A 19,771-nucleotide genomic window follows, 5' to 3' on the forward strand; every position below is an offset into this window, starting at 1 on the left:
GCGCCCGCTGCTGCACTCGGACGAGACGGCCTAGGGCCAGACGACCCAGAGCCAGCGGCGGGCGGGCGAGCCGGTGTCCGCGAACACCGGATCGACCCGCCCCGGCCCGCTTTTCAACGAGTGTTGAAATGATATCGTTCGCAGCGTGTCGCCGCCTGGGGAAGTTCAGAAGCGGCGCGGTAGACGCCAAGGCGAGCCGGTATCGCGCGACGCGGTGCTTGGCGCGGCAAAGCGGCAGTTCGCCGCCCATGGCTACGACAAAACAACGCTGCGGACGATTGCAGACGATGCGCGAGTAGACCCTTCGATGGTTCTGTATCTCTTCGGCTCGAAGGCGGCATTGTTCCGCGAGTCGATGAAGCTGGTGCTGCCCTCTGATTTGCTAACGACTGAGATCGCCCGGCAAGACGACGACTTAGGCTGCCGCATAGTGCGGGCCTACCTTGGCATCTGGGAGCAGCCTGATACGGCCGCGAGCATGGTGTCGATGGTGCAGTCGGCGACGTCGAACAGCGATGCCAACGATGCATTTCGCGGTTTCCTGCACGATTATCTGCTCACCGCGGTGTCCAGCGCCCTGGGCGGTGGCGATGAAGCGCGTCTGCGCGCAATGCTGGCCGCGACCAACCTCGTCGGCACTGGAATGCTGCGGTACGTCATGCGTGTGCCTCCACTGTCGTCGCTCGGCGTTGATGAGGTGGTCGGGTTGGTGGGGCCAGCAGTGCACCGGTTCCTCACCGCCCCCGCCGATGAGCTGGGGCTCGGCCTGGCGACGCAATAACCCGCCACGGCGCGCGAAGATGCGGTCCCGTGCCTGCCGGACAGCCACCGAACCAGCGCCGGCGACGCGGCGGTGACCTCGAAGATTCCGTACGGAACACCCCCAGCACGATGCATTAATTCAATCGCGATTGAAATTTGCCCGCGGTCGATCTAGAGTTCTGCCAGGGGGCCGAAGAACGGAGTCCTGATGTCACGTCTAACCGCGAAGATCCTGATTGCGGCCGTCCTCGCAATGACCGCCGTTGCCGCGGCCGCATGTGTTCCCCCGGCCGGCGTCGAATCACCCGTCGGGGTTGCAGTTAACTAGTGGGCCCGGCTTTGGCAGGTTCCCAACGCAAGGTCGCCGTTGCTGACCACCTCAACGAAGCAACGACTGACGAGGCGACCTAGAGCCAGCGGCGGGCGGCCGAGCCGGTGTCCGCGAACACCGGATCGACCCGGCCCCCCGCCAGCTCGCTTAGCACGCCGGCGACGGCCAGCGCGTGATAGCCCCCGATGACGTCGGTGGCGCGGTGCAGGCCGATGTCCAGCAGCGCCGCCGCGGCCAGGCTGGACGTGTAGCCCTCCGAGCACAAGATCACCCATTCGACGTCGTCGCCGACGGCCTCGGGCAGCCTGGCCTCGCTGGTGGGATCGCAGCGCCACTCCAGCACGTTGCGTTCGATCACCAGCGCCCCGGGCACCTCGCCCTCACGAAACCGCTGGGCCTGCGGCCGGATGTCGACCAGCACCGCGCCGCGGCGCACCGCGTCGGGCACTTCCACCGCGGGCAACCGGCGAAACCGGCGCCGGGCGGATCTCAGGACGACGTCGATGCGGCTCATGGCGATCCTTCCGGCTGGTCGGTCAGTTCGGTACGTTCGCGGCGCAAGGTCTTGCGGTCGGTGATCTCGTAGTACGACATCGCGGTCAGGGGCGGCGAGTACGCGTGCACGCTCAGCGTCGGCTGCACCCGCGCGCCGCCCGGCACCCCCGCGCTCGGCAGCGCGACGGGCGCCGACACCGGGCGGGGCGCCCAGACCACGTCGTGCACCCAGCCCAACGGGAATCCGGCCTGATCGCCGGCGTCGAGCCGACGGCGTCGCAAAGCCCTTCCGTCCCAACGATATTCGTTGAGCGATCCGGACAGAACGGTCAACGCCCCCAGCGACCCGCCGTGGTCGTGCAGTTCGGTCGGCTGCCCGGGCACCCAGCTGATCAGCCAGACGTCGAGCTCCTCGTCGCCGTGGATGCGGGTGAACCAGCGCCGCGACTGCGGTATGCCCCCCGGCGGCAGCAGGTGATCGCAGCGCCCGCTGAGCACATCGTCGGCGGCCCGGTCGGTGGCGTAGAGCAGATCGGGCACGCGAAGCCGGGTCGGACCGGCGGACGGGGCGGAAAGGGTGCGGGGGCGCAGGGCAGCCTCAGTGGCTACGGGCACAGACATCAGGGGAGCTCCAGGGCGAAAGCGGAAAGGACAAGCGGCGGCGTGTTACGGCCGACAACACTCGCAAAATCCGAAGCGCTCCATCACGGCCGCAAGTGTTGCATAGATTGAGACCGTGCGCTGGTGCGGTGATCGGTCCCGGCGATGGGGCGCGGTGGTGGTGGCGACCTTCGTGGTGGGCATGGCCCTGACGGCCACGGGGTGCTCGCACGGCGCGCACACCGGTGCTCCCTCGTCCTCGTCGGCGCGGCCGTCCGGCATCCCCAAGGGCCCCGGTTCGGCGCCCCCGGGTGCGGTCGGCCTGTCCCCCTCGGGCGTGACAACCAGGGTCGATGTGCCCGCGGACTCCACCGAAGAGGAGTACTACCAGGCCTGTCACGCCGCGCAGCAGTGGATGGACGCCCAGCCCAAGACCGGTGCGTCACTGTTCGAGCCCTATCTGTCGATGGTGCAGGCGTCACCGACGGGCACCGCGGGCAGCTGGAACGCGCCCTGGTCGAAGCTGACCCCGGCCCGCCAGGCGGCCGTGATCGTCGCCGCGCGGGCGGCCGCCAACAACGAATGCGGGTAGCGCCGCGCCCGGGGTGCGCGCCGCCGCGTAATTGGGATCACGGCTGAAAAAACTGCCCTGGCCGCCCGGTCACCTCGCGCCTCCGCGCAAAATGGAGGGGTGCCTGACGAAGTTCCGCGTCGCTCAGCACCGACCCGGGTGGCACTCGCGCTCGGCAGCGGCGGCGCCCGCGGCTACGCGCACATCGGGGTGATCGAGGCCCTGGCGGCGCGCGGCTACGAGGTGGTGGGCGTCTCCGGCTCGTCGATGGGCGCCCTGGTCGGCGGTCTGCAGGCGGCCGGGCGACTCGACGAGTTCGCCGACTGGGCGAAGTCGCTGACCCAGCGCACCATCCTGCGGCTACTGGACCCGTCCATCAGCGCGGCCGGTGTGATGCGGGCCGGCAAGATCTTGGACGCGGTGCGCGACGTCCTGGGCCCGGTCGCCATCGAGGACCTGCCCATCCCGTACACCGCGGTGGCGACCGACCTGTTGGCGGGCAAGTCGGTGTGGTTTCAGCGCGGCCCCCTCGACGAGGCGATCCGCGCGTCCATCGCCATCCCCGGGGTGATAGCCCCCCATGCGGTCGACGGGCGGCTGCTCGCCGACGGCGGCATCCTGGATCCGCTGCCGATGGCCCCGCTCGCCGCGGTCAACGCCGATTTGACCATCGCGGTGAGCCTGTCCGGCAGCGAGGCGATCGGCAACCGCGAGCCGGAGCCCGGCGCCACCGTCGAGTGGTTGACCCGCATGGTGCGCAGCACCTCCGCGCTGCTCGACACGGCCGCCGCCCGTTCGCTGCTCGATCGGCCGACGGCGCGGGCCGTGCTGAGCAGACTGGGCGGCCCGAGCGGGGAGGCCGACGGCTGGGCGGACGCCCCGGATGACGAGCGGCCCGCGGCCGACGACGACGTCGACCACGAGGCCGACGAATTACCCGGCGCCGGATTCGGCGTGCCGAAGCTGGGCAGCTTCGAGGTGATGAACCGGACCATTGACATCGCCCAGGCGGCGCTGGCGCGTCACACCCTGGCGGTTTACCCGCCCGACCTACTCATCGAGGTCCCGCGCTCGACCTGCCGGGCCTTGGAATTCCACCGGGCGGTGGAGGTCATCGAAGCCGGGCGGGCGCTGGCGAACGAGGCGCTCGACGCGCTGGACGTCGAGGACGACCCGGAGTCCCCGCCCACGACCGAGCACTGAGCGGTCTCAATACCCTTGCGCGCCAAGCGCATTCACGCGCCCAGGAAGCGGGCGATGGCGGCGGCTTCGCGGCGGCCCTGCTCGCGTCCGGCCACCGACGACGGAATGCGGCACTCCGGGTCCAAGGCGTTCGGCCCGAACGCGGCCAGTGAATTGGCATCGGCGAACACCGCGAAGGCCGCGCCGGGGAACGCCGAGACCTCGGCGGCCGGCCCCGCACCGAACGGCGAGGGAGCGTCGACGCCGGAGGGCACCAGCACCACCGCCGTGTCGCAGTCGGCGGCCACCACGAGGTTGACCGAGCTGGCGACGCCGCCGTCCATGTACTGGCGGTCGCCGATCGTCACCGGCGGCCACGCCCCGGGCACCGCGCAGCTGGCCGCCACCGCATCGACCAGGTCGACACCGGCGTCGCGGTCGAACACGGTCAATTCGCCGGTAGCGACGTCGATGGCGGTGAGCCGCAAGTCGCGGTCCGGCCAGTCGTGCGACGGCAGGCGGTGCGCGATCACGTCCCGGCGCACCGGCGCGGGAACGGTTTTGGTCGCCAGCGCGACGGCCCCGATCCGTTGCATCTGTTGGCGGGTCCTGTCCAGCGATTCCTCGTACGGCTCCCCCAGGGCGGTCAGGAACAGTTCGGTGATCGCCTCGATGTCGACCCCCGAATCGATCTCGGCCGACGAATCGGCGACCTGGCGGTCGAACAGCTCGGCCAGGGTGTGGCCGCTGCTCAGCTGCGCGGCGACCGCCGAGCCCGCCGAGGTCCCGACCAGCACATCCGACTCGGTCAGCAGCCGGGCCACCGCGGGTGACTCGTCAGCGATGCCCCGCAGAACACCTGTCTCCCAGGCGATTCCCGCTATTCCCCCACCGGCCAGCACCAGGGCGCGTTTGGTTGTCACGCCGTCTACCTTGCCAGCACCGATCAGGCCAGTTGCCGGGTGTTCGGCAGGGCGTGCTGCGACTCCTCCACCGGCGAGCTCAGGTCCTCGCGACGCAGCAGATGTTTGGGCGGGTCGGGCAGGATCATGCTGCGGTGGATGTGCAGATCCGCATCGACATGGAAGAGTTCGCCCGCCGGCAGCAGCCGCCAGCGTGGCTCGTCGTCCATCACCTCGGTCGCGAACACCACCGACGACCGCTCACACAGATGCTCCGACCGGGCGTGAATCCGCTTGGTGCACAGGTCGAATTCCGCGTCATGCGATGCCGCCTCGTCGGATCGATCCAGGATGTATAGCTGATGGGTTTCGGGGTAGCGCAGCGCCCACATGTCGGTGGCCGTGCTCAGCAATACGTTGACCGCGTAGATGGGAACGTGGTCGGCGAGCCATCGCATGGCGTCGGTGAGGCCGGCGGTGATGTCGCCGTCGCGGGCCCGGATCGACGCGGTGATCAACGCGAAGACCCGCTCGGAGTCGGTGTCCCCCAACACCAAATCCTCGGTGCCGACCTCACGCAGCCGCTCGTCGAGGATGTCTAATCCTTCGAGGACGCCGTTGTGCGCGAAGATCCGCCCGTTCTGCAGGAAGGGGTGGGTGTTGTGGATGTCGAGCGAGCCGGTGGTCGCGTATCGGACATGGGCGATGGCGGTCGTGCCGGTCATCCGGTGTGCCTCGGTCGCGAATGTGGCATCTTGCCAGGCCGCTATCGGCTCCTTGTACAGGTGCGGCCGGCCGTGTTCGTCGAAGACGCCCAGCCCGGTGCCGTCCGGATTCCGCCTGCTCTGCTGGGCCAGGCTGTCCGGGGCGTCCAGCAGCCAGAAGGTCGCGGTGCACGCGTGCGTCCCGGCGTGCAGGCCAAAGAGTCGGCACATGGCTCCCCACGCTAGCGGTCGCGGGTCACGCCGTCAGCAAGGCCGACAGGTGACGCAGCGCCCGGCGCGCGTAGCCCTTCCACAGGCCGCCCAGCACCGGCAGGGCGCGGGCCGTCAGCGCCGAGCGCGGGCGGATGTCCCAGCGCCAGGTGATCTCGGTGCCGCCCGGGGCGGGGGCGAAGACCCATTCGCCGAGGATGTGGTCGACCAGCAGAGCCATCGGGCCGGTGATCTCCGAGAGCCGGTAGCCGAACGAGCGCGGCGGATCGACACTGGTCAGTTCCTCGCGCATGCGGGCACCACCGGCCAGGTGCACGATGCGCGTTTGGCCCGCGGCATCCCAGGCGCCGGTCTGCTCGCGCACCCCCTTGATCGGCGGGAACGGCCCATACCAGCGGTGAAACAGCGTCGGGAGCGCGATGGGCAGCGTGCGGTGAAATGCGTCTGCGACCGCGACCGGGGCGACCACGGATTGATCAACAACGAGCGAATCTGGCACCGGTGTAACGCCTTTCAGCTCAGTCGTGGGCCTCGACCACCTGGTATCCGTCTTCGGCGTACCGCGACCGGATGGTCTTCTTGTCGTACTTGCCGACGCTGGTGCGCGGAATCTCGTCGACGAAGGTCCACCGCTCGGGCAGCCACCATCGAACGACCTTGTCGGCGAGGAACTTTCGCAGCTGTCCGGCGCTCACCGAGGAGCCGTCCTTGGCCACGATCACGGCGAGCGGCCGCTCCTCCCAGCGCTCGTCGGGAACCCCGACCACCGCGGCCTCGACCACATCCGGGTGGCCGATCAAGAGGTTCTCCAACTCCACCGAGGAGATCCATTCGCCGCCGGATTTGATGACGTCCTTGGCGCGGTCGGTCAGAGTGACGAAGCCGCGTTCGTCGATGCGGCCGACGTCGCCGGTGCGCAGCCAGCCGGAGTCGAACTTCGACTCGTCGCGACCCAGGTAGTAGGCGCCGGCGATCCACGGTCCGCGCACCTCGACCTCGCCGACGGCGTTGCCGTCGTTGGGCAGCACCTGGCCGTCGTCGTCGACGATGCGCATCTCGACGCCGCAGACCGGCTGGCCCTGCGTCCCGCGGAACGCCCAGTGCTGGTCCTCCGGGGTTCCCGGCGGCGGCCACGCCATGGTGGCCAGCGGCGACGTCTCCGTCATGCCCCACAGTTGCCGGATCTGCACGTTGTGTTTTTCCTCGAAGGTGCGCATCAGCGACACCGGGACGGCCGAGCCGCCGCAGACCACCAACCGCAGCGACGACATGTCGTGGTCGGGGTCGTCCTCGAGGTGATGCAGGACGGCGTTCCAGATGGTCGGCACTGCGCCCGTCACCGTGGGCCGCAGGTCCTCGACCATCCGGACCAGCGACCGGGGTTCCAGGTGGCAATCGGGCAACACCAGGTCGGCACCGGCCATCAGCGCGGCGTAGGGCAGCCCCCAGGCGTTCGCGTGGAACATCGGCACGATGGGCAGCACGCTGTCGGTGGCCCCGACCCCGATGCCATTGGTGGTACACGCGCCCATGGTGTGCAGGAAGCTCGAACGGTGGCTGTAGACAACACCTTTCGGGTTGCCGGTGGTGCCGCTGGTGTAGCACATCGCGGCCGCGGAGTTCTCGTCGATGTGCGGCCAGTCGAACTCGGTGGGCTCGCCGTCAAGGACGTCGGCGTAGCGCAGCACGGTCTTGCCGGCCCCCTGCAGCGGCTCGGTGTCGTCGCCGACCACGATCACCGTGTGCACGGTCTCGAGGTCTGGCAGCACGGGCGCGAGCAGTTTGACCAGTGACGCGTCGACCAGCACCACTTGGTCTTCGGCCTCGTTGGCGACGAAGGCGATCTGCTCGGGGAACAGGCGAATGTTGAGGGTGTGCAGGACGGCGCCCATCGACGGCAACGCGAGGTATGCGGTGAGGTGTTCGGCGTTGTTCCACATGAACGTGCCCACCCGCTGGTCACCGGTGATACCGAGGCGGCGTAGTCCATTCGCCAGTTGCGCGGCCTGCTGACCCAGTTCCCGATACGTCGTGCGCCGGTATCCGTCGCCGGTGAAGGTGGTGACGGTGCGTTCCCCGTGCACGGTGCAGCCGTGCCGCATGATCGCGGTGATCGTCAACGGAAAGTCCTGCATGGTGCCGTCCATTGATCTACCGCCCTTACTCTCAGCGCAGCACCGCCCGTGTCGGCGACCGCCTCTTACCCTAAGCCCGAATTCAGGGTGAGTGGCGGCATCTACCGGGCCGAAACGACCCCGATCGAGCGTGCAACCAAGGCTTTGAGTGTGAACGCTGGGCGGCGACACGCCGACAAACCCCGACGAGGATTCACACTCGGCGCCGAGGATTCACAGACGCACAGGACCCCGGTGATGCTAGGCCAGCACCGGCTCCCACTCCGGCAGCTCGGGCAACCAGCCAGCGATGGACAGGTCCCGCTCGCCGGCGCGCGGCAGCGGTGTGGGCGAGGCGATGCGCGCCGCGGTCACCACGCCGGAGTAGTCGGCGACGTAGAGATGGGCGCCGTCGGGGCTTTCCACCACGCAGGACGGGTGGTGGGACACCTTGACCTCGCCGACGACCTCTTGGCGATGGGTGCTCAGCACCGTGATGCGGTCATCGCTGACCAGGTAGGCGCGCGCGCCGTCGCGACTCAGCGTCATCCTGGTGAGCGGGCCGGTGATCTCGGGCACCTTGTGGGTGCCGACGATCTCGGTGGCCCGGGTGTCGACCACGTCGAGCACCGCGCCCGCGACGGGATCGCAGCTCGCCACGTACGCCGTGGCGCCGTCGTCGCTCAGCGCCACGTCGCGCACGGGCAGACCAAGGTCGATGACGCCGACGATGCGCGACCGGCCGCCGACCCGGCGGTTGTCGGAGCGCGTCCGGGTCTCGATCATGGCGAGGCTGCCGCCGGTCGGCCCGTTCATGCCGACGTACAGGCGCCGGCCGTCGGCGCTGACCCGCACGCATTCGGTGGTGGTACCGGTTTCGGCCGCCAGCTCGATCACCTCGAGCTCACCGGTGGTGGTGTCCAGCACCGTCACGTCGGCGCCGCGAACCGCGTTTCGGCTGGCGTACAGGTACCTGCCGTCCGGGCTCACCGTCAGGCCGCTCACGCTGTGCGCGAGCCGGTGCGTGGCGATGCGCCAGTTGGTGACGACGTCGATGACTTCGATCGCGTCATAGCCGGCGGTCGCCGTGCTGACGTAGGCGTAGTTGGCGTCCGCGCCGTTCATCGCGACCGCGAAGGGCTCGGCCAGGCCGGTGACGGTGCTCGAGACGCGGCAGGTCTTGGCGTCGACGACCGACACCATGTCGCGGCCGTAGTTCGTGACGACCAGCCGGCGCCCGTCGGGGCTGATGTCGATATCGCTGATCGGGCCGTTGTGCAGTGGGACTCGGATCACCGAGGTGGTGTCCAGCTCGAAGGCTCGCCCGTCTCGTTCGTGGTGCGCGGCTGTAGGGCCGTTCACATCGTTCACGTTTGATACCGCCTTTGCTGTGGTTGTCGGCTCTAGTGGTCGAGTGTCGACGCCGCCGAGATGTTCGCGGCGATCCGACCATCGGATCCACCGGCTTTCAGCACCGAAAGGCACTGACGAGACTGGTTTTCGGTAGTCTACTGGCCGCACATCGCCGCAAAGCAGATCAGGAATGCTCGACGTTAGCTACGTCACTGTTCGCACTCAGGTTCTGCTCAGACTCCAATCACGCTGTACCGCAGACGCTTACCCGTAGCGAAAGTGAGGCAAACCCGCTTCCGGCGGATTTCACCCGGGCCGCTAACCGCCCACGTGAACGGGCCTACGGCGAATTAGTAAGGAATTCTCAGGCTTATGTGGCGAGGAGGGAAAGATCACACCTTGCGCCGACTAGCTGAACTGCGTCTGCGGGCGAGCCAATCTGGCGCCGTCGACGGTGATGTCGAGTTTTTCGTTGTAGAACGCGATCAGACCGGCGATCTGCCCCACCGCCGGCAGCGGATAGTGGTAGGTCCACGCCAAGTCCTCGTGCAGGGCGTCGCCCACCCGTACCGACCAATAGCCCGACGTCACTCCCTTGTACGGGCACAGTGTCTGCGTCGCGCTGGGTTCCAGGTGCTCGAAGGCCACATCGGTAGGATCGATGTAATACCTTGTGGGCAAACCGGTTTCGAACAGCAAAACGGGAGAAGTGGTGTCGGCTAACGCAATTCCGTCGAGTTCGACCCGCACGTGGCGGTGCGAGCGTAAGGCGTCGACGCGTGCGTACGGGTTGCGCGGGTGACCGTAGATCGGCTCGTCTTCCTCGAACCAGCGCAACGGATTCCATTCGAAGCGCACGGTACCGGCCAACGCGCCGCCGCCGTCGGCGTCGAACACCCGCGCGGCGGACTCGTGCGTCTGGCCGGCACCCACCAGTGAGTACAGCCGGGACGGGCCGAATTGCACCTTCTGGGCGTGGTTTTCGTCGCGCAGGAACTCGGTGCGGACGTCGGCGAGCGGGATGTAGTACTGCGGGTAGTAAGGGACCTCCCACACGTACCGGGCGCCGGTGGTGTCGAAGACCAGCGCATCGCCGAGGTAACCGCGAACGCGCCGCGGGGCGGCTTCGATCCGGCCGCGGGCGGCAGCCATGTCGGGGTAGTCGCGTTCGGCGCTCATCGCTGACCTACTGGTCCTTGGAGGCCAGCCCGGCCGGTGCGTGGCCGATCGCTTTGTAAATGGCGTCGGCCAGCGCCAGCGCGCTCTCCTCGGTCAATTCCAGGGCCACCCGCGCCGACGGGCCGAGCTTCGGGTTAATCACGTCGATGTTGACGGTGTGGCCGTAGGGCGCGTGGACGGGATGGTCGACGTACACCGTGGCGCGGCTGGCCCCGAACCATCCCGTTGCGCCCTTGCCGCTGCCGTCGATCTCGACGTGTTCGGTGAGATAGGTGCACATGGCAGACGCCTAGCCTTTCAGGTAGGTGGCGAAGAACTCATCGATGCGCCGCCAGCCGTCCACCGCGGCCTCCGGCCGATACGCCGGACGGTCGACGGAGAAGAACGAATGGCCCGCACCCTCATAGGAGTGGAACTCGTGCGGCTTGCCGAGCTGGGTGAGTTCGGCGTCCAGGGTGGCGACGGCGGCGGGCGCCGGGAACCGGTCGTCGAGACCGAACAGGCCCAGCAGCGGACAGCTGAGGTTGCCGGCCAGGTCAAGGATCGGCTTCATGGCCTTGGGCATGCCCTCGGGCGGGTCCTCGACGATGAACGCGCCGTAGCAGTCCACCGCCGCATCGAACGGCAGTGAGCAGGCGGCCAGGTAGGCGTGCCGTCCGCCCGAACAGTGCCCGATGACGCCGAACTTGTCGTTGGCGCCCGGCAGCGATCGCAGGTGCTCCACCGCGCCCGCGACGTCGCCGACCAATCGTTCGTCGGGCACCCCGCCCGCGGCCCGCGCCGCGGCGGCCGCGTCGTCGGGCGCGGCACCCGGGGCCTCCCGCGAGTAGAGGTTGGGCGCGACGGCGTTGTAGCCGCTGACGGCGAGCCGGCGGACGAACTCCTTGGTTTCGCGGTCGTATCCGGGCATGTGGTGGATCCACACGACGCCACCCCGCGATCCCTGCGCGAGCGGCACCGCCTGGTAGGCCTCGATCTCGTCGCCGCCGTGGCCGGTGATGGTGATGGTTTCCGCGCGCATGGCGTCCGCGCTGGGTGCGTTCATCGCGACTCCCTTTCTCCGCTCCGGCGGAGAACCCGTCATGGGGTGCCCTTGGCCGGATGCGGAGCGCGTGCCGCGGTTCGGGCCGCTCCGCCGAGAACCAACGTAGCCCAACCGCGGTGGGCGTTCAGTGCCGCTTGTCGCGCACCTTGTAGGTCGAGGGCCACGACTTGCGGGACTCGTCTCCGGTCAACGGGGTGCCCATCCCGCCGACCTTGACGGCGTAGGCCTCCTTGCCCGGGCCCACCTCGCGGTTGGCGTGCTCCTGGGCGAGGAAGTAGAGCTCGTCGATGGTGGCTTCGTCATAGGCAACGAACGAGGTTTCCCGTGCGACGTCGTCGATCCCGACCAGCATCCGGTCGGGCAGCAGTCGCGACGCCACCGCCGTGAGCCCCAGCAGCCCGAAGGGAATGATCCAGTAGCACAGGAAGAACAGCGGGGTCTTCGTGTCCAGCATCAGGGCGGCGGTGGTGCCGGCCGGGCCCGCGGGGCCTGCCAGGATCGACGGGAGCGCCGAGGACACCGTCATCGCCGCGAACGTCGCCACCCAGAGCCAGCTGAGGATCTTGACGATCCGGCCGAACAGCTCGGTTTTGATGATGTCGGGGGCCTGTTCGGCGGCGGCGAACTCGGCCACGAACGGCTTGCCGACCAGCACCCCGGTCAGCGTCACCAGGAAGATCCCGGCATTGCTCAGCGGCAGTATCCACCGCTGCAGGAACGACTCACTGAGCGCGAAGGTCAGCGCGGCGAGGACCAAAAGCACTGCGACGGAAGCGAAGTCAAAGAACTGCCACTTCCGCCCGGCCACGCCGCCGGCGCCCAGGCTGACAGCGGCGATCGCCAGCGCGACCAGCACGGCCGCCGCGAACGGGACGTTACCGACGAGTACCCAATACACGATCCACGGCGCGAGGCCGAACAGCATGCCCATGCTGGGTCAGTGTATGAGTGGCGGTTTGCGGCGTCGTCGGCGGCAGGCCCAAAACCTTGGTCCGCGATCGGCGGACCTGAGGGGACAGGGCGTGAGTCAAACGTCCTTGTTGGCGGCCAAATACGGTCGGGTGCACAGCGGGCCCGCGTGACTACGGACGTAGCACGAGTAGAAGGCGGACCAGCTGAGCTTGGCGGTGCGTGTCGGTTTTGTCGAAGACATGTTGCAGATGAGTGCGAACCGTCGCCACTGAGACCGACAGCTCCTGTGAAATTTCCTTCAAGCCCGCGCCATGCGCGATGCGCAAGGCAACGTCTGCCTCGGCATCGGTGAGGCGGTAGAGCCGCCGCAACAACACCGCAGGGGGTTCAGGCTCGTCCTCGGGGTCGATGATGAGAACCAAGGCCTTTGGCTTCCTCAGTGGCCCATCGGCATCACGGCAGTGGGATGGCAGCACATGGACGACATACGGCCGCTTACCGGAGGGGCGAATAGAGATGAGCGACCGCTCCGCCCGAATGGTGGAGCATCCGCCTCGAAGCGCGTCGTCTATGGCGCGATGCAGCTCTCGTTCAGTGTGCGCGCTCGTCGCAGCGATGCATCCCGACCGCATGCAAAACCCATCTCCGGCGCGGAAAATCCGTTCCGCAGCCGAATTCATTTCTTTAACTAAGTGTTCGCGGGAGACGACGACGACGATTCCGTGCCGGACAACCTCCAGTGCGTCCGCCAGCTCCGCAGTGGTGTGGCTAAGAGCGGCAAGCTTGTTTTGTGTGCGCACGGCCTGTTGCAGGTGTGGAACCAGGCCCCTCATCAACTTCACACGGTCAAACGTGTCGAACGACTCGGTGCGTCTCGGTGCCCCGACGATGAAACACGTCGGTGTGGGCCCACCCGTCAGCCGGACGAACATCCCGTCGCCAAGTTCGAGAGGATGCAACCACTCTTCGTAGAACTCCGACTTCGACACGAGCGGCATCAACTCCGTCCCCGTCCGTACCGCGGCGACCGGGCCTCGCCCGACGGCGGCAAGCACGTGATCGAAGCGGTGGTAGTACTCCACGTAGCTCTTGGCGGCGGCCGCGGGAAGGGTCGAATCGAGAACGGACCAGACCGTACTGTCTGCCAAAAACAACCCGCTGGCCGTCCCGTCCAGCGCGCGGCGAATCGAACCCAAGGCCGCCTCCCAGCGATCAGGAGTGACCGCCGCAGCGTAAATGCCAGCTATCAGGCGGGAGAAATCCTCGACAGTAACCACGGCCGGGGCTTCGATTCACCGGTTGGTATCCGCATCGATTCGCCTTCCTCGCTGTATACCTCCCGCAGGCTTCAGCAAAGGATAGTCGGATCCCGTTCAGATCGAAATGTCATCCATATAGATGAGGTGTTTGCCCACCTCATGATGCTTCCCTTGAAGTGTTCGATCCCTGTGACTCCCAGTCGGAGCCAGCAATCACCAGAAGGCAGCCGCCATGTTGCACCTACTACCCAAGTCGCACTCCCCAGCCGGTCGGTCGGCGCTCGATGTCGAGCCAGCTCCGGCCGCGACGGGCATGCCGATCGACCGCCCGGATACCGGTCAAGCGACCACCGACGCCGCCCGAAACGCCTCGTCACCGGTTGTGATCAGCGAATCGGAGGTCTTGTTCAACACCGCAGTGGCCGCCGCAGCGGTGTCGCCGGCAATGATTCATCGTCACTGGTCTCGTGCAGCTTTCATATCAGCCATCGGCCATATCCACTTCAGACTGCCCGAGCCGCGGCCTGTCTATCCGCGGCGTTACACCAGCTATTTCGAGGATGGACGGATGTCTCGCATGATGGAGCACCTCTGACCAGGCGATGCGCGCTCTAGCGCGTTTCAGTCGGACGCTGGACCGGCCATGTCGGTCACGGCCGAAACATCGGACTATCACGAAAGGCAACGGGAATGTCAGAGCAAGAACAGAACATGAAGCTGATCAAGAAGGGGTACGAAGCCTTCAACGCTGGTGACGGCGACACGGTGATGAGCCTGTTCGATGAGAACGTCGAGTGGATCCAGCCGGGCGACAGTGCCATCAGCGGCACCTACCACGGCAAGCAGGAAATAGCAGAGCTGCTGGCCAAGATGAGTGAGAAGCAAGCTTCTGTCACGAGTGAGCGCATGCTCGCGGACGGCGACTTGGTAATCATGCTCGGCCAAACCACCGTGGCCGGCGAAACCACGGACGCTGCAACGGTATTCACCGTGCGCGACGGTCGCACCGTACGGGTGCAGGCATACGGCGACACCGCGGCGCTGGAGCGCATCTTCGGCAAGAAGGTGGCGGCGACGGCCTGATCACCCGTCCCAGGCCTACTCTCCGACGAAGCAGCGGCCCGTGACCCGCTCGGGGGCGGGCCGACTGCTCTGGGTAATGGACAGCGACGTCCAGCCAATTTTTAGTGCCCCCAGTCGGACTCGAACCGACACTTGGCGGATTTTAAGTCCGCTGCCTCTGCCAATTGGGCTATGGGGGCCCGTCGCGAATGTAGCCGACCGGGGACCGGCTATCCGGCCGGGTCGGCGTTCAGCGCCATGGCCAGAAAGTCCAACCGCCATAACCCTTGGAACAGCTTGTGGCCGAAATCTCGCAGCAGAGCCCGGTGCTCATCGGGGACGGCACCTGCGCGTCCCACGGATTCGATGATCTCGGCGATAGTACGGCGGCCGTCGACGTGTTGCACGAAGGGCAACTGGGCCGGGTTGAGCTTTTGCTTGCCGCCCGGCCAATGGATTTCGTCGCCGGACAACAGGCACGCCGTGCGCAGCAGCGGTACGTAATCGAATGAGGCCGGTGACGCGAAATCGATCGTGTACTGCTCCGTGGGGCGCTCGGGGCGGCAGGCCAGAAAGAAATGGGTGGCGTTCGCCGGCTGCAGGCGCTCCATCACGGACCACAGTTCGGCCTCGGGCAATTGGCCAAGCGCAGATTGGAATCCGCTTGCCGGCGTGAGCATCTCGTGCGAGTAGTACGGCGACTTGTGAAACCATGACTGGAACGCGAGTCCGGCGGCGGCGACCAGATCGAGGCATTCCGCAACGGTGTAGCTGCGCGCCCGGGGATGCAGGAAGGTGTCGACCAGGGCGCCGTCGGAGACCAGGTCGCGGGCCGCCTTGAGATAGCCGCGCACCGGGTGGTCGGCCGGCAACATCGCGATGGCCTCTTTGACCAGTTGGACCGACGCGTCGTCCTGCGCCAGCTTGAGGTCGCGAAACACCGATTCGAGCATTTCGACGCCGATCCGGCCGTACTTGGCGTACAGCATGACCGCAAGCGCCCCGTCGCGGCGCAGGCACGCGCCCAGCGCAGTGAGCCCGGCCAGCGGGTCCGCCATGTGGTGCAGGACTCCGCTGGAAACGATCAGGTCGAAGTCGCGCCCGAGCGCCGACACCTCTTCGATCGGCAGCAGGTGCAGCTCCAAGTTCTGCAGCCCGTGCTTGTCCTTGAGCCGGTTGTGCTGGTTCAGCGCATTCTGGCTGACGTCGATCCCGACCACCGTCGCGCCGGGATTTTTGAAAGCGAACAGGGCGGCCTGGAAGGTGCCGCAACCCGCGATCAGGATGTCGAGGTCCGGCTTGTAGTCGCGGTCCGGCCACAACACCCGGTGAGCCCAGAACGGATCGAACCAATCCCAGTGGCTTTCGCACCACGCAGCGAGGTCGGCCACCGGGGGCGGATACTCCCACCGATCGTATTGGCGGGAGACGGCGTCACCCCGCGGATCGTCGGTCACTACGGCGCTGGCTCCTTCGCACGGGCGGGTTTTGCTGCCTTGTTTGGCGGTGGCGACCAACTTACAAGCCTTCGCCGATATCCGGGCGAGGAGAAACGCCTGGTTAACTCGTCGAGACAGATTTGCCGGACGCAATTAGGATTCGATTCCTGCACGCACGAATTGGCGCGGAGGAGTCGACGAGTGAAAATCACGGCACGGTGGGCCGCGCCGGTCGCTATCGCGGCGGCGGGCGTCGTCGGCATGGTCGCCGCGCCGATCGCGAGTGCCGACCCCGCGGATGACCAGTACCTGCAGACGCTGCATTTGCGCGGACTCAGCTGGGCGGATGGCGCCGACCAATCGATGATCAATGTCGGGCATGCCGTGTGCACGGACTTCGATGGCGGGGATACCGCGGCTCAGACCATCGGCGATGTGAAGAAGTCGCTCGGGTTGAGCAACGGCGGCGCCAACATCATCGTCGGAGCGGCGGTCGCGGCGTACTGCCCGCAAAACCGCAGCAAATTGTAGGGGCCACCAACAGCGGCGGCGGCACCGTCGTCGTGGTGCCGCTGCCGCTGTGGCGACCACTCACAGCCCGGAATTTCCGGAGCCTGGTCTCTCACCCCGCCTCGCCGCTCGCGGGTTTGCTACCCGACACCGGGAGCCACACCACCTAACCGCCGGGAGCAAAGGTCCGCGGTCCGCGACGGCCATGGCGGCGTGCGCGTCACAGCAGGCCTGGCGGCACGCTATTCGGGCACCCAGCGCAAGCTCTGGCCAGTTTGCGTGGCACCGCCGCGCGCTGGCGCGGCCAGAACCGCAATTCGGGTCGATTGGACTCGCCCGGAATTCCGGCCACGGTCGAACGTCAACGGGCGCTTGGGGATTTGGCACGTCTGCGGTCGGACATCGAGCCGCCGGGGCGCCGGTACACGGCAGCGACCCGTCGGCGCTGCCCCCGAACCGTCATTTGCCACATGTCTAACGTGCAGGTCGGACGGGCGTCCGCTAAGATCCGCGCGCCGCGCGCGGTTTCCTGTTGCGCCGCCCGAGCTCAGATGACGTCACGGTATCGCCCGACAGGAGCTTGTTAAAACTACGACACTCGGCGTTAAGAAGCCGTAAACGGCTGTCACGTGTGCCTTTTCGGCGGGAACGTGGAGTCGGTGGATAGCTAGCCTTTCCCCAACGCACAGGGGACGTGGCGTAAACACACAGGCCGGCTCGCCGTAGGGGGTCGGTCCGTTCCAACACTAGGAGCAACGGATGTCATTTCTGACGACACAAACCGAAGAGATGTTAGCCGCGCAGCAGCTGCTCAGCGGGATCAACACCAACCTGGCAGCGCAGAACGCGGGCGCGGCGTCGGCGACCACCGTGCTTGCTCCCGCGGCGGCCGATCCGGTCTCGGCCCAGCAGGCAGCAATCTTCTCGGCGTACGGCACCCAGTACCAGACCGTCGCCGCCGAGGCGCAGGCGCTGCTGGAGCAGTACTCGCAAACGCTTGGCATCAGCTCCAATGCCTACGGCGACACCGAGGCCGTCAACGCGAGCCAGGCCACGATGCAAGCTCTGGACGCCCCCGTCAGCGCCGCCGCGGCCACTCCGTCGAACACCCCCCTCGACTTCCTTTCCTGGCTGCTCGGTAGCACCGGAAACGGCACCAACCCGAACATGCTCGGCGGGATATTCGGCCTGTCGAGTAACGGCGCCAACATCTTGAACATCGGTGCTGGCAACTGGGCCTCGGCCGCGTCCAACCTGATCGGGCTCGCCGGTGGTGGTCTGCTCGACACATCCGCCGACGCCGCGGGCGCCGGACTGGCCTCGGATGTTGCCGCCTCGCCGGGGCTCGGCGCCACCACCGTCGCGGCAGGCGGCGCGGGCGGCATGAGCGCGATGCCGGTGGCCTCGATGGGCTCGGCGACCATGGTCAGCAACCTCGCGGTGCCGCCGAGCTGGGCCGGCGCGTCGGCACCGGTGGCCACGCCGGTCAGCGCGATCCAAACGGCGGGCTGGACCGCGGCCGCGCCGCAGGCGGGCGCGGGCACGGTCATCCCCGGCATGCCGGGAATGGCCTCGGCGGCGCGCAGCAGCGCCGGCTTCGGTGCGCCGCGTTACGGCGTGAAGCCGATCGTCATGCCGAAGCCGACGGCCGTCTAAGCAGCGGTCACCCCCAGACGTCGCATTCGAACAGACAAAATAAGGAGCGGGACAAAAATGGTTCTAAGTTTTGCGGCAATACCCCCGGAGATCACCTCCTCGCTCATCTACTCCGGTGCGGGCGCCGCGCCCCTGATGGCCGCCGCGACGGCCTACGCCAACCTGGCGGCCGAGATCAGTACCACGGCGACCCAGTGGGAGTCGATCATTTCCCTGCTCACCAGCGAGCAGTGGACGGGCGGGGGCTCGGCGGCGGCCGCGGCGGCGGCTCAGCCCATCGTCACCTACCTGACCGAGACGGCGTCGACGCTCGAGCAGGCGAGTGCCCAAGCCACGGCGTCCGCGGCGGCGTTCGAGGCGGTGTTCGCGGCTGTGGTGCCGCCGCCGGTGATCGCCACCAACAGGGCCACCCAGGCGGCGCTCGTCGCCTCCAATGTGCTGGGCCTGAACACGCCCGCGATCGTGGCGCTCGACACCCTGTACGCCGAGTACTGGGCCCAGGACGCCGCCGCCATGGCCGCGTATCAGGCGGCATCGGCCGCGGCCGGGGTGCTCACGCCGGTGACGCCGCTGACCTCGACCACCGACCCGGCGGCCGCCGCAACCGTGGACAACGCCGCCCTCGCGGGTGACGCGGCGGGCGGCACGGTCCAGGCGTTGGATGCTCCCATCTCCAGTGCGGCGACCCTCGCGGCGCCGACACTGCCGTTCACAACCGACGGGCTCCTGGGTTCGATCGACAACTTCCTCGGCACACCTTCCGTCCTCAACGCCATCAACGGCGCGGTCAACACCGCGGCCTGGTTCACGATGATCACCATCCCGACGGCGGTGTCGCTGGGCCACACACTGGGCACCGTGCCCGCCATCGCCGTCGGCGACGTGGCGCCCGACGGTGTTGCGGGCATCACCGAGGGCACCATCGTCAACTCGGTGAGGCCGGTGGGTGGCCTGGGCGCCGCGACATCGGCGGCCGTCGGGGAGGCCTCCATGGTCGGCCGCCTGTCGGTGCCGCCCGGTTGGTCTGCGGCCGCCCCGGCGACGCAACTGGTTTCGGCGACCGCCCCGCTCGAGGGCTCGGGTTGGACCGTCGCGTCCGAGGCGGCCGAGCCGGTCAGCGCGATGCCCGGCATGCCCGGAATGGCGGCGGCGGCAAAGGGTGCCGGCGCGTACGGGTCCGGCCCGCGGTACGGCTTCAAGCCGATCGTCATGCCCAAGCAGGTCGTCGTCTAGTAGGTCCGGTGATATGGGAAGAAGGGGGTACATGTCACCCAATTGAGGCGAGCAATTAACCGGCAGGCCGTAACCTGTTTACAACTCGGCCACCACTGCATCAAATACAACTGTTAAGACTTCGGCGAACTGAAGCTTCAAGATAGGAGACAGTCGACATGGCAACACGTTTTATGACCGACCCGCACGAGATGCGGGCGATGGCGGGCCGCTTCGAGGTGCACGCCCAGA

At 67.5% G+C, this 19,771-nt stretch carries 21 protein-coding genes, 1 tRNA gene and 1 pseudogene; 9 read left to right on the plus strand and 14 right to left on the minus strand.

The genetic code is table 11. From position 1 onward, the window contains the following. The first annotated feature begins 145 nt into the window (after positions 1-145). Positions 146-781 (plus strand): TetR family transcriptional regulator, encoded by a 636-nt coding sequence (locus tag A5622_RS03100; RefSeq protein WP_066860591.1) that lies wholly within the window; start codon positions 146-148, stop codon positions 779-781. 388 nt (positions 782-1,169) lie between these two features. Here A5622_RS03100 and A5622_RS03105 read toward each other — a convergent pair whose 3' ends face one another. Both A5622_RS03105 and A5622_RS03110 read right to left on the minus strand, forming a co-directional pair. Further along, entirely contained in the window at positions 1,170-1,607 is a 438-nt protein-coding gene (locus A5622_RS03105) for a rhodanese-like domain-containing protein (protein ID WP_066876585.1), read from the minus strand. Continuing rightward, on the minus strand, positions 1,604-2,209 hold the full coding sequence (locus tag A5622_RS03110) for a cysteine dioxygenase (protein ID WP_066876588.1): 606 nt from the start codon (positions 2,207-2,209) through the stop codon (positions 1,604-1,606). Before A5622_RS03110 ends, A5622_RS03105 begins: the two co-directional genes overlap by 4 nt. A 181-nt stretch (positions 2,210-2,390) precedes the next feature. Here A5622_RS03110 and A5622_RS03115 point away from each other — a divergent pair, with 181 nt between their 5' ends. Both A5622_RS03115 and A5622_RS03120 read left to right on the plus strand, forming a co-directional pair. Continuing rightward, a complete protein-coding gene (locus A5622_RS03115; RefSeq protein ID WP_197498146.1) occupies positions 2,391-2,780 on the plus strand; it encodes a lipoprotein LpqV in 390 nt (129 codons plus the stop codon). Between the two features lie 99 nt (positions 2,781-2,879). Next, the gene (locus A5622_RS03120) at positions 2,880-3,962 is read left to right on the plus strand and encodes a patatin-like phospholipase family protein (protein ID WP_197507936.1); all 1,083 of its coding nucleotides are present in this window, start codon (positions 2,880-2,882) and stop codon (positions 3,960-3,962) included. Between the two features lie 32 nt (positions 3,963-3,994). Here A5622_RS03120 and A5622_RS03125 read toward each other — a convergent pair whose 3' ends face one another. The 10 genes from A5622_RS03125 to A5622_RS03170 form a co-directional block, all read right to left on the minus strand. Then, complete coding sequence (locus tag A5622_RS03125; protein ID WP_066876592.1) at positions 3,995-4,864, minus strand: patatin-like phospholipase family protein; 870 nt, start codon at positions 4,862-4,864, stop codon at positions 3,995-3,997. Positions 4,865-4,887: 23 nt separating this feature from the next. Further along, on the minus strand, positions 4,888-5,778 hold the full coding sequence (locus tag A5622_RS03130) for a class II glutamine amidotransferase (RefSeq protein ID WP_066876594.1): 891 nt from the start codon (positions 5,776-5,778) through the stop codon (positions 4,888-4,890). Between the two features lie 25 nt (positions 5,779-5,803). Next, a complete protein-coding gene (locus A5622_RS03135) occupies positions 5,804-6,277 on the minus strand; it encodes an SRPBCC family protein (protein ID WP_066876596.1) in 474 nt (157 codons plus the stop codon). Between the two features lie 19 nt (positions 6,278-6,296). Then, positions 6,297-7,925, minus strand: coding sequence for a fatty acid--CoA ligase (locus tag A5622_RS03140; RefSeq protein ID WP_066876597.1), 1,629 nt, complete (start codon positions 7,923-7,925; stop codon positions 6,297-6,299). A gap of 228 nt (positions 7,926-8,153) precedes the next feature. Then, entirely contained in the window at positions 8,154-9,263 is a 1,110-nt protein-coding gene (locus A5622_RS03145) for a WD40 repeat domain-containing protein (protein WP_066876598.1), read from the minus strand. Positions 9,264-9,653: 390 nt separating this feature from the next. Next, entirely contained in the window at positions 9,654-10,424 is a 771-nt protein-coding gene (locus A5622_RS03150) for a DUF427 domain-containing protein (RefSeq protein WP_066876600.1), read from the minus strand. 7 nt (positions 10,425-10,431) lie between these two features. Further along, complete coding sequence (locus A5622_RS03155; protein WP_066876602.1) at positions 10,432-10,704, minus strand: DUF6295 family protein; 273 nt, start codon at positions 10,702-10,704, stop codon at positions 10,432-10,434. A gap of 9 nt (positions 10,705-10,713) precedes the next feature. Continuing rightward, the gene (locus A5622_RS03160) at positions 10,714-11,469 is read right to left on the minus strand and encodes a dienelactone hydrolase family protein (RefSeq protein WP_066876605.1); all 756 of its coding nucleotides are present in this window, start codon (positions 11,467-11,469) and stop codon (positions 10,714-10,716) included. A 124-nt stretch (positions 11,470-11,593) separates the two neighbouring features. Continuing rightward, a complete protein-coding gene (locus A5622_RS03165; protein ID WP_066876607.1) occupies positions 11,594-12,400 on the minus strand; it encodes a hypothetical protein in 807 nt (268 codons plus the stop codon). A gap of 151 nt (positions 12,401-12,551) precedes the next feature. Continuing rightward, positions 12,552-13,658 carry a helix-turn-helix transcriptional regulator gene (locus tag A5622_RS03170; protein WP_066876609.1) on the minus strand — a complete coding sequence of 369 codons (1,107 nt, stop codon included), beginning with the start codon at positions 13,656-13,658 and terminating at the stop codon, positions 12,552-12,554. A 295-nt stretch (positions 13,659-13,953) separates the two neighbouring features. On the opposite strand from A5622_RS03170, the gene A5622_RS03175 reads away from it, so the two are divergent. Continuing rightward, the gene (locus A5622_RS03175) at positions 13,954-14,235 is read left to right on the plus strand and encodes a hypothetical protein (RefSeq protein ID WP_066860553.1); all 282 of its coding nucleotides are present in this window, start codon (positions 13,954-13,956) and stop codon (positions 14,233-14,235) included. Positions 14,236-14,330: 95 nt separating this feature from the next. Continuing rightward, a complete protein-coding gene (locus A5622_RS03180) occupies positions 14,331-14,723 on the plus strand; it encodes a nuclear transport factor 2 family protein (RefSeq protein ID WP_066876611.1) in 393 nt (130 codons plus the stop codon). 105 nt (positions 14,724-14,828) lie between these two features. Here A5622_RS03180 and A5622_RS03185 read toward each other — a convergent pair. Both A5622_RS03185 and A5622_RS03190 read right to left on the minus strand, forming a co-directional pair. Beyond that, a tRNA-Leu gene (locus A5622_RS03185) sits at positions 14,829-14,902 on the minus strand. A 30-nt stretch (positions 14,903-14,932) separates the two neighbouring features. Beyond that, the gene (locus tag A5622_RS03190; RefSeq protein WP_066876615.1) at positions 14,933-16,159 is read right to left on the minus strand and encodes a bifunctional 2-polyprenyl-6-hydroxyphenol methylase/3-demethylubiquinol 3-O-methyltransferase UbiG; all 1,227 of its coding nucleotides are present in this window, start codon (positions 16,157-16,159) and stop codon (positions 14,933-14,935) included. Between the two features lie 183 nt (positions 16,160-16,342). Here A5622_RS03190 and A5622_RS03195 point away from each other — a divergent pair, with 183 nt between their 5' ends. The 4 genes and pseudogenes from A5622_RS03195 to A5622_RS27780 form a co-directional block, all read left to right on the plus strand. Beyond that, positions 16,343-16,672 carry a DUF732 domain-containing protein gene (locus A5622_RS03195; RefSeq protein WP_066876612.1) on the plus strand — a complete coding sequence of 110 codons (330 nt, stop codon included), beginning with the start codon at positions 16,343-16,345 and terminating at the stop codon, positions 16,670-16,672. 738 nt (positions 16,673-17,410) lie between these two features. Next, positions 17,411-18,307 carry a PE domain-containing protein gene (locus A5622_RS03200; RefSeq protein WP_066860520.1) on the plus strand — a complete coding sequence of 299 codons (897 nt, stop codon included), beginning with the start codon at positions 17,411-17,413 and terminating at the stop codon, positions 18,305-18,307. 57 nt (positions 18,308-18,364) lie between these two features. Next, entirely contained in the window at positions 18,365-19,540 is a 1,176-nt protein-coding gene (locus tag A5622_RS03205; RefSeq protein ID WP_066860515.1) for a PPE domain-containing protein, read from the plus strand. 158 nt (positions 19,541-19,698) lie between these two features. Next, a pseudogene (locus A5622_RS27780) lies at positions 19,699-19,771 on the plus strand (WXG100 family type VII secretion target); the annotation flags it as partial.

Source organism: Mycobacterium sp. 1245801.1 (assembly GCF_001673055.1).
Lineage (GTDB): Bacteria > Actinomycetota > Actinomycetes > Mycobacteriales > Mycobacteriaceae > Mycobacterium > Mycobacterium europaeum_A.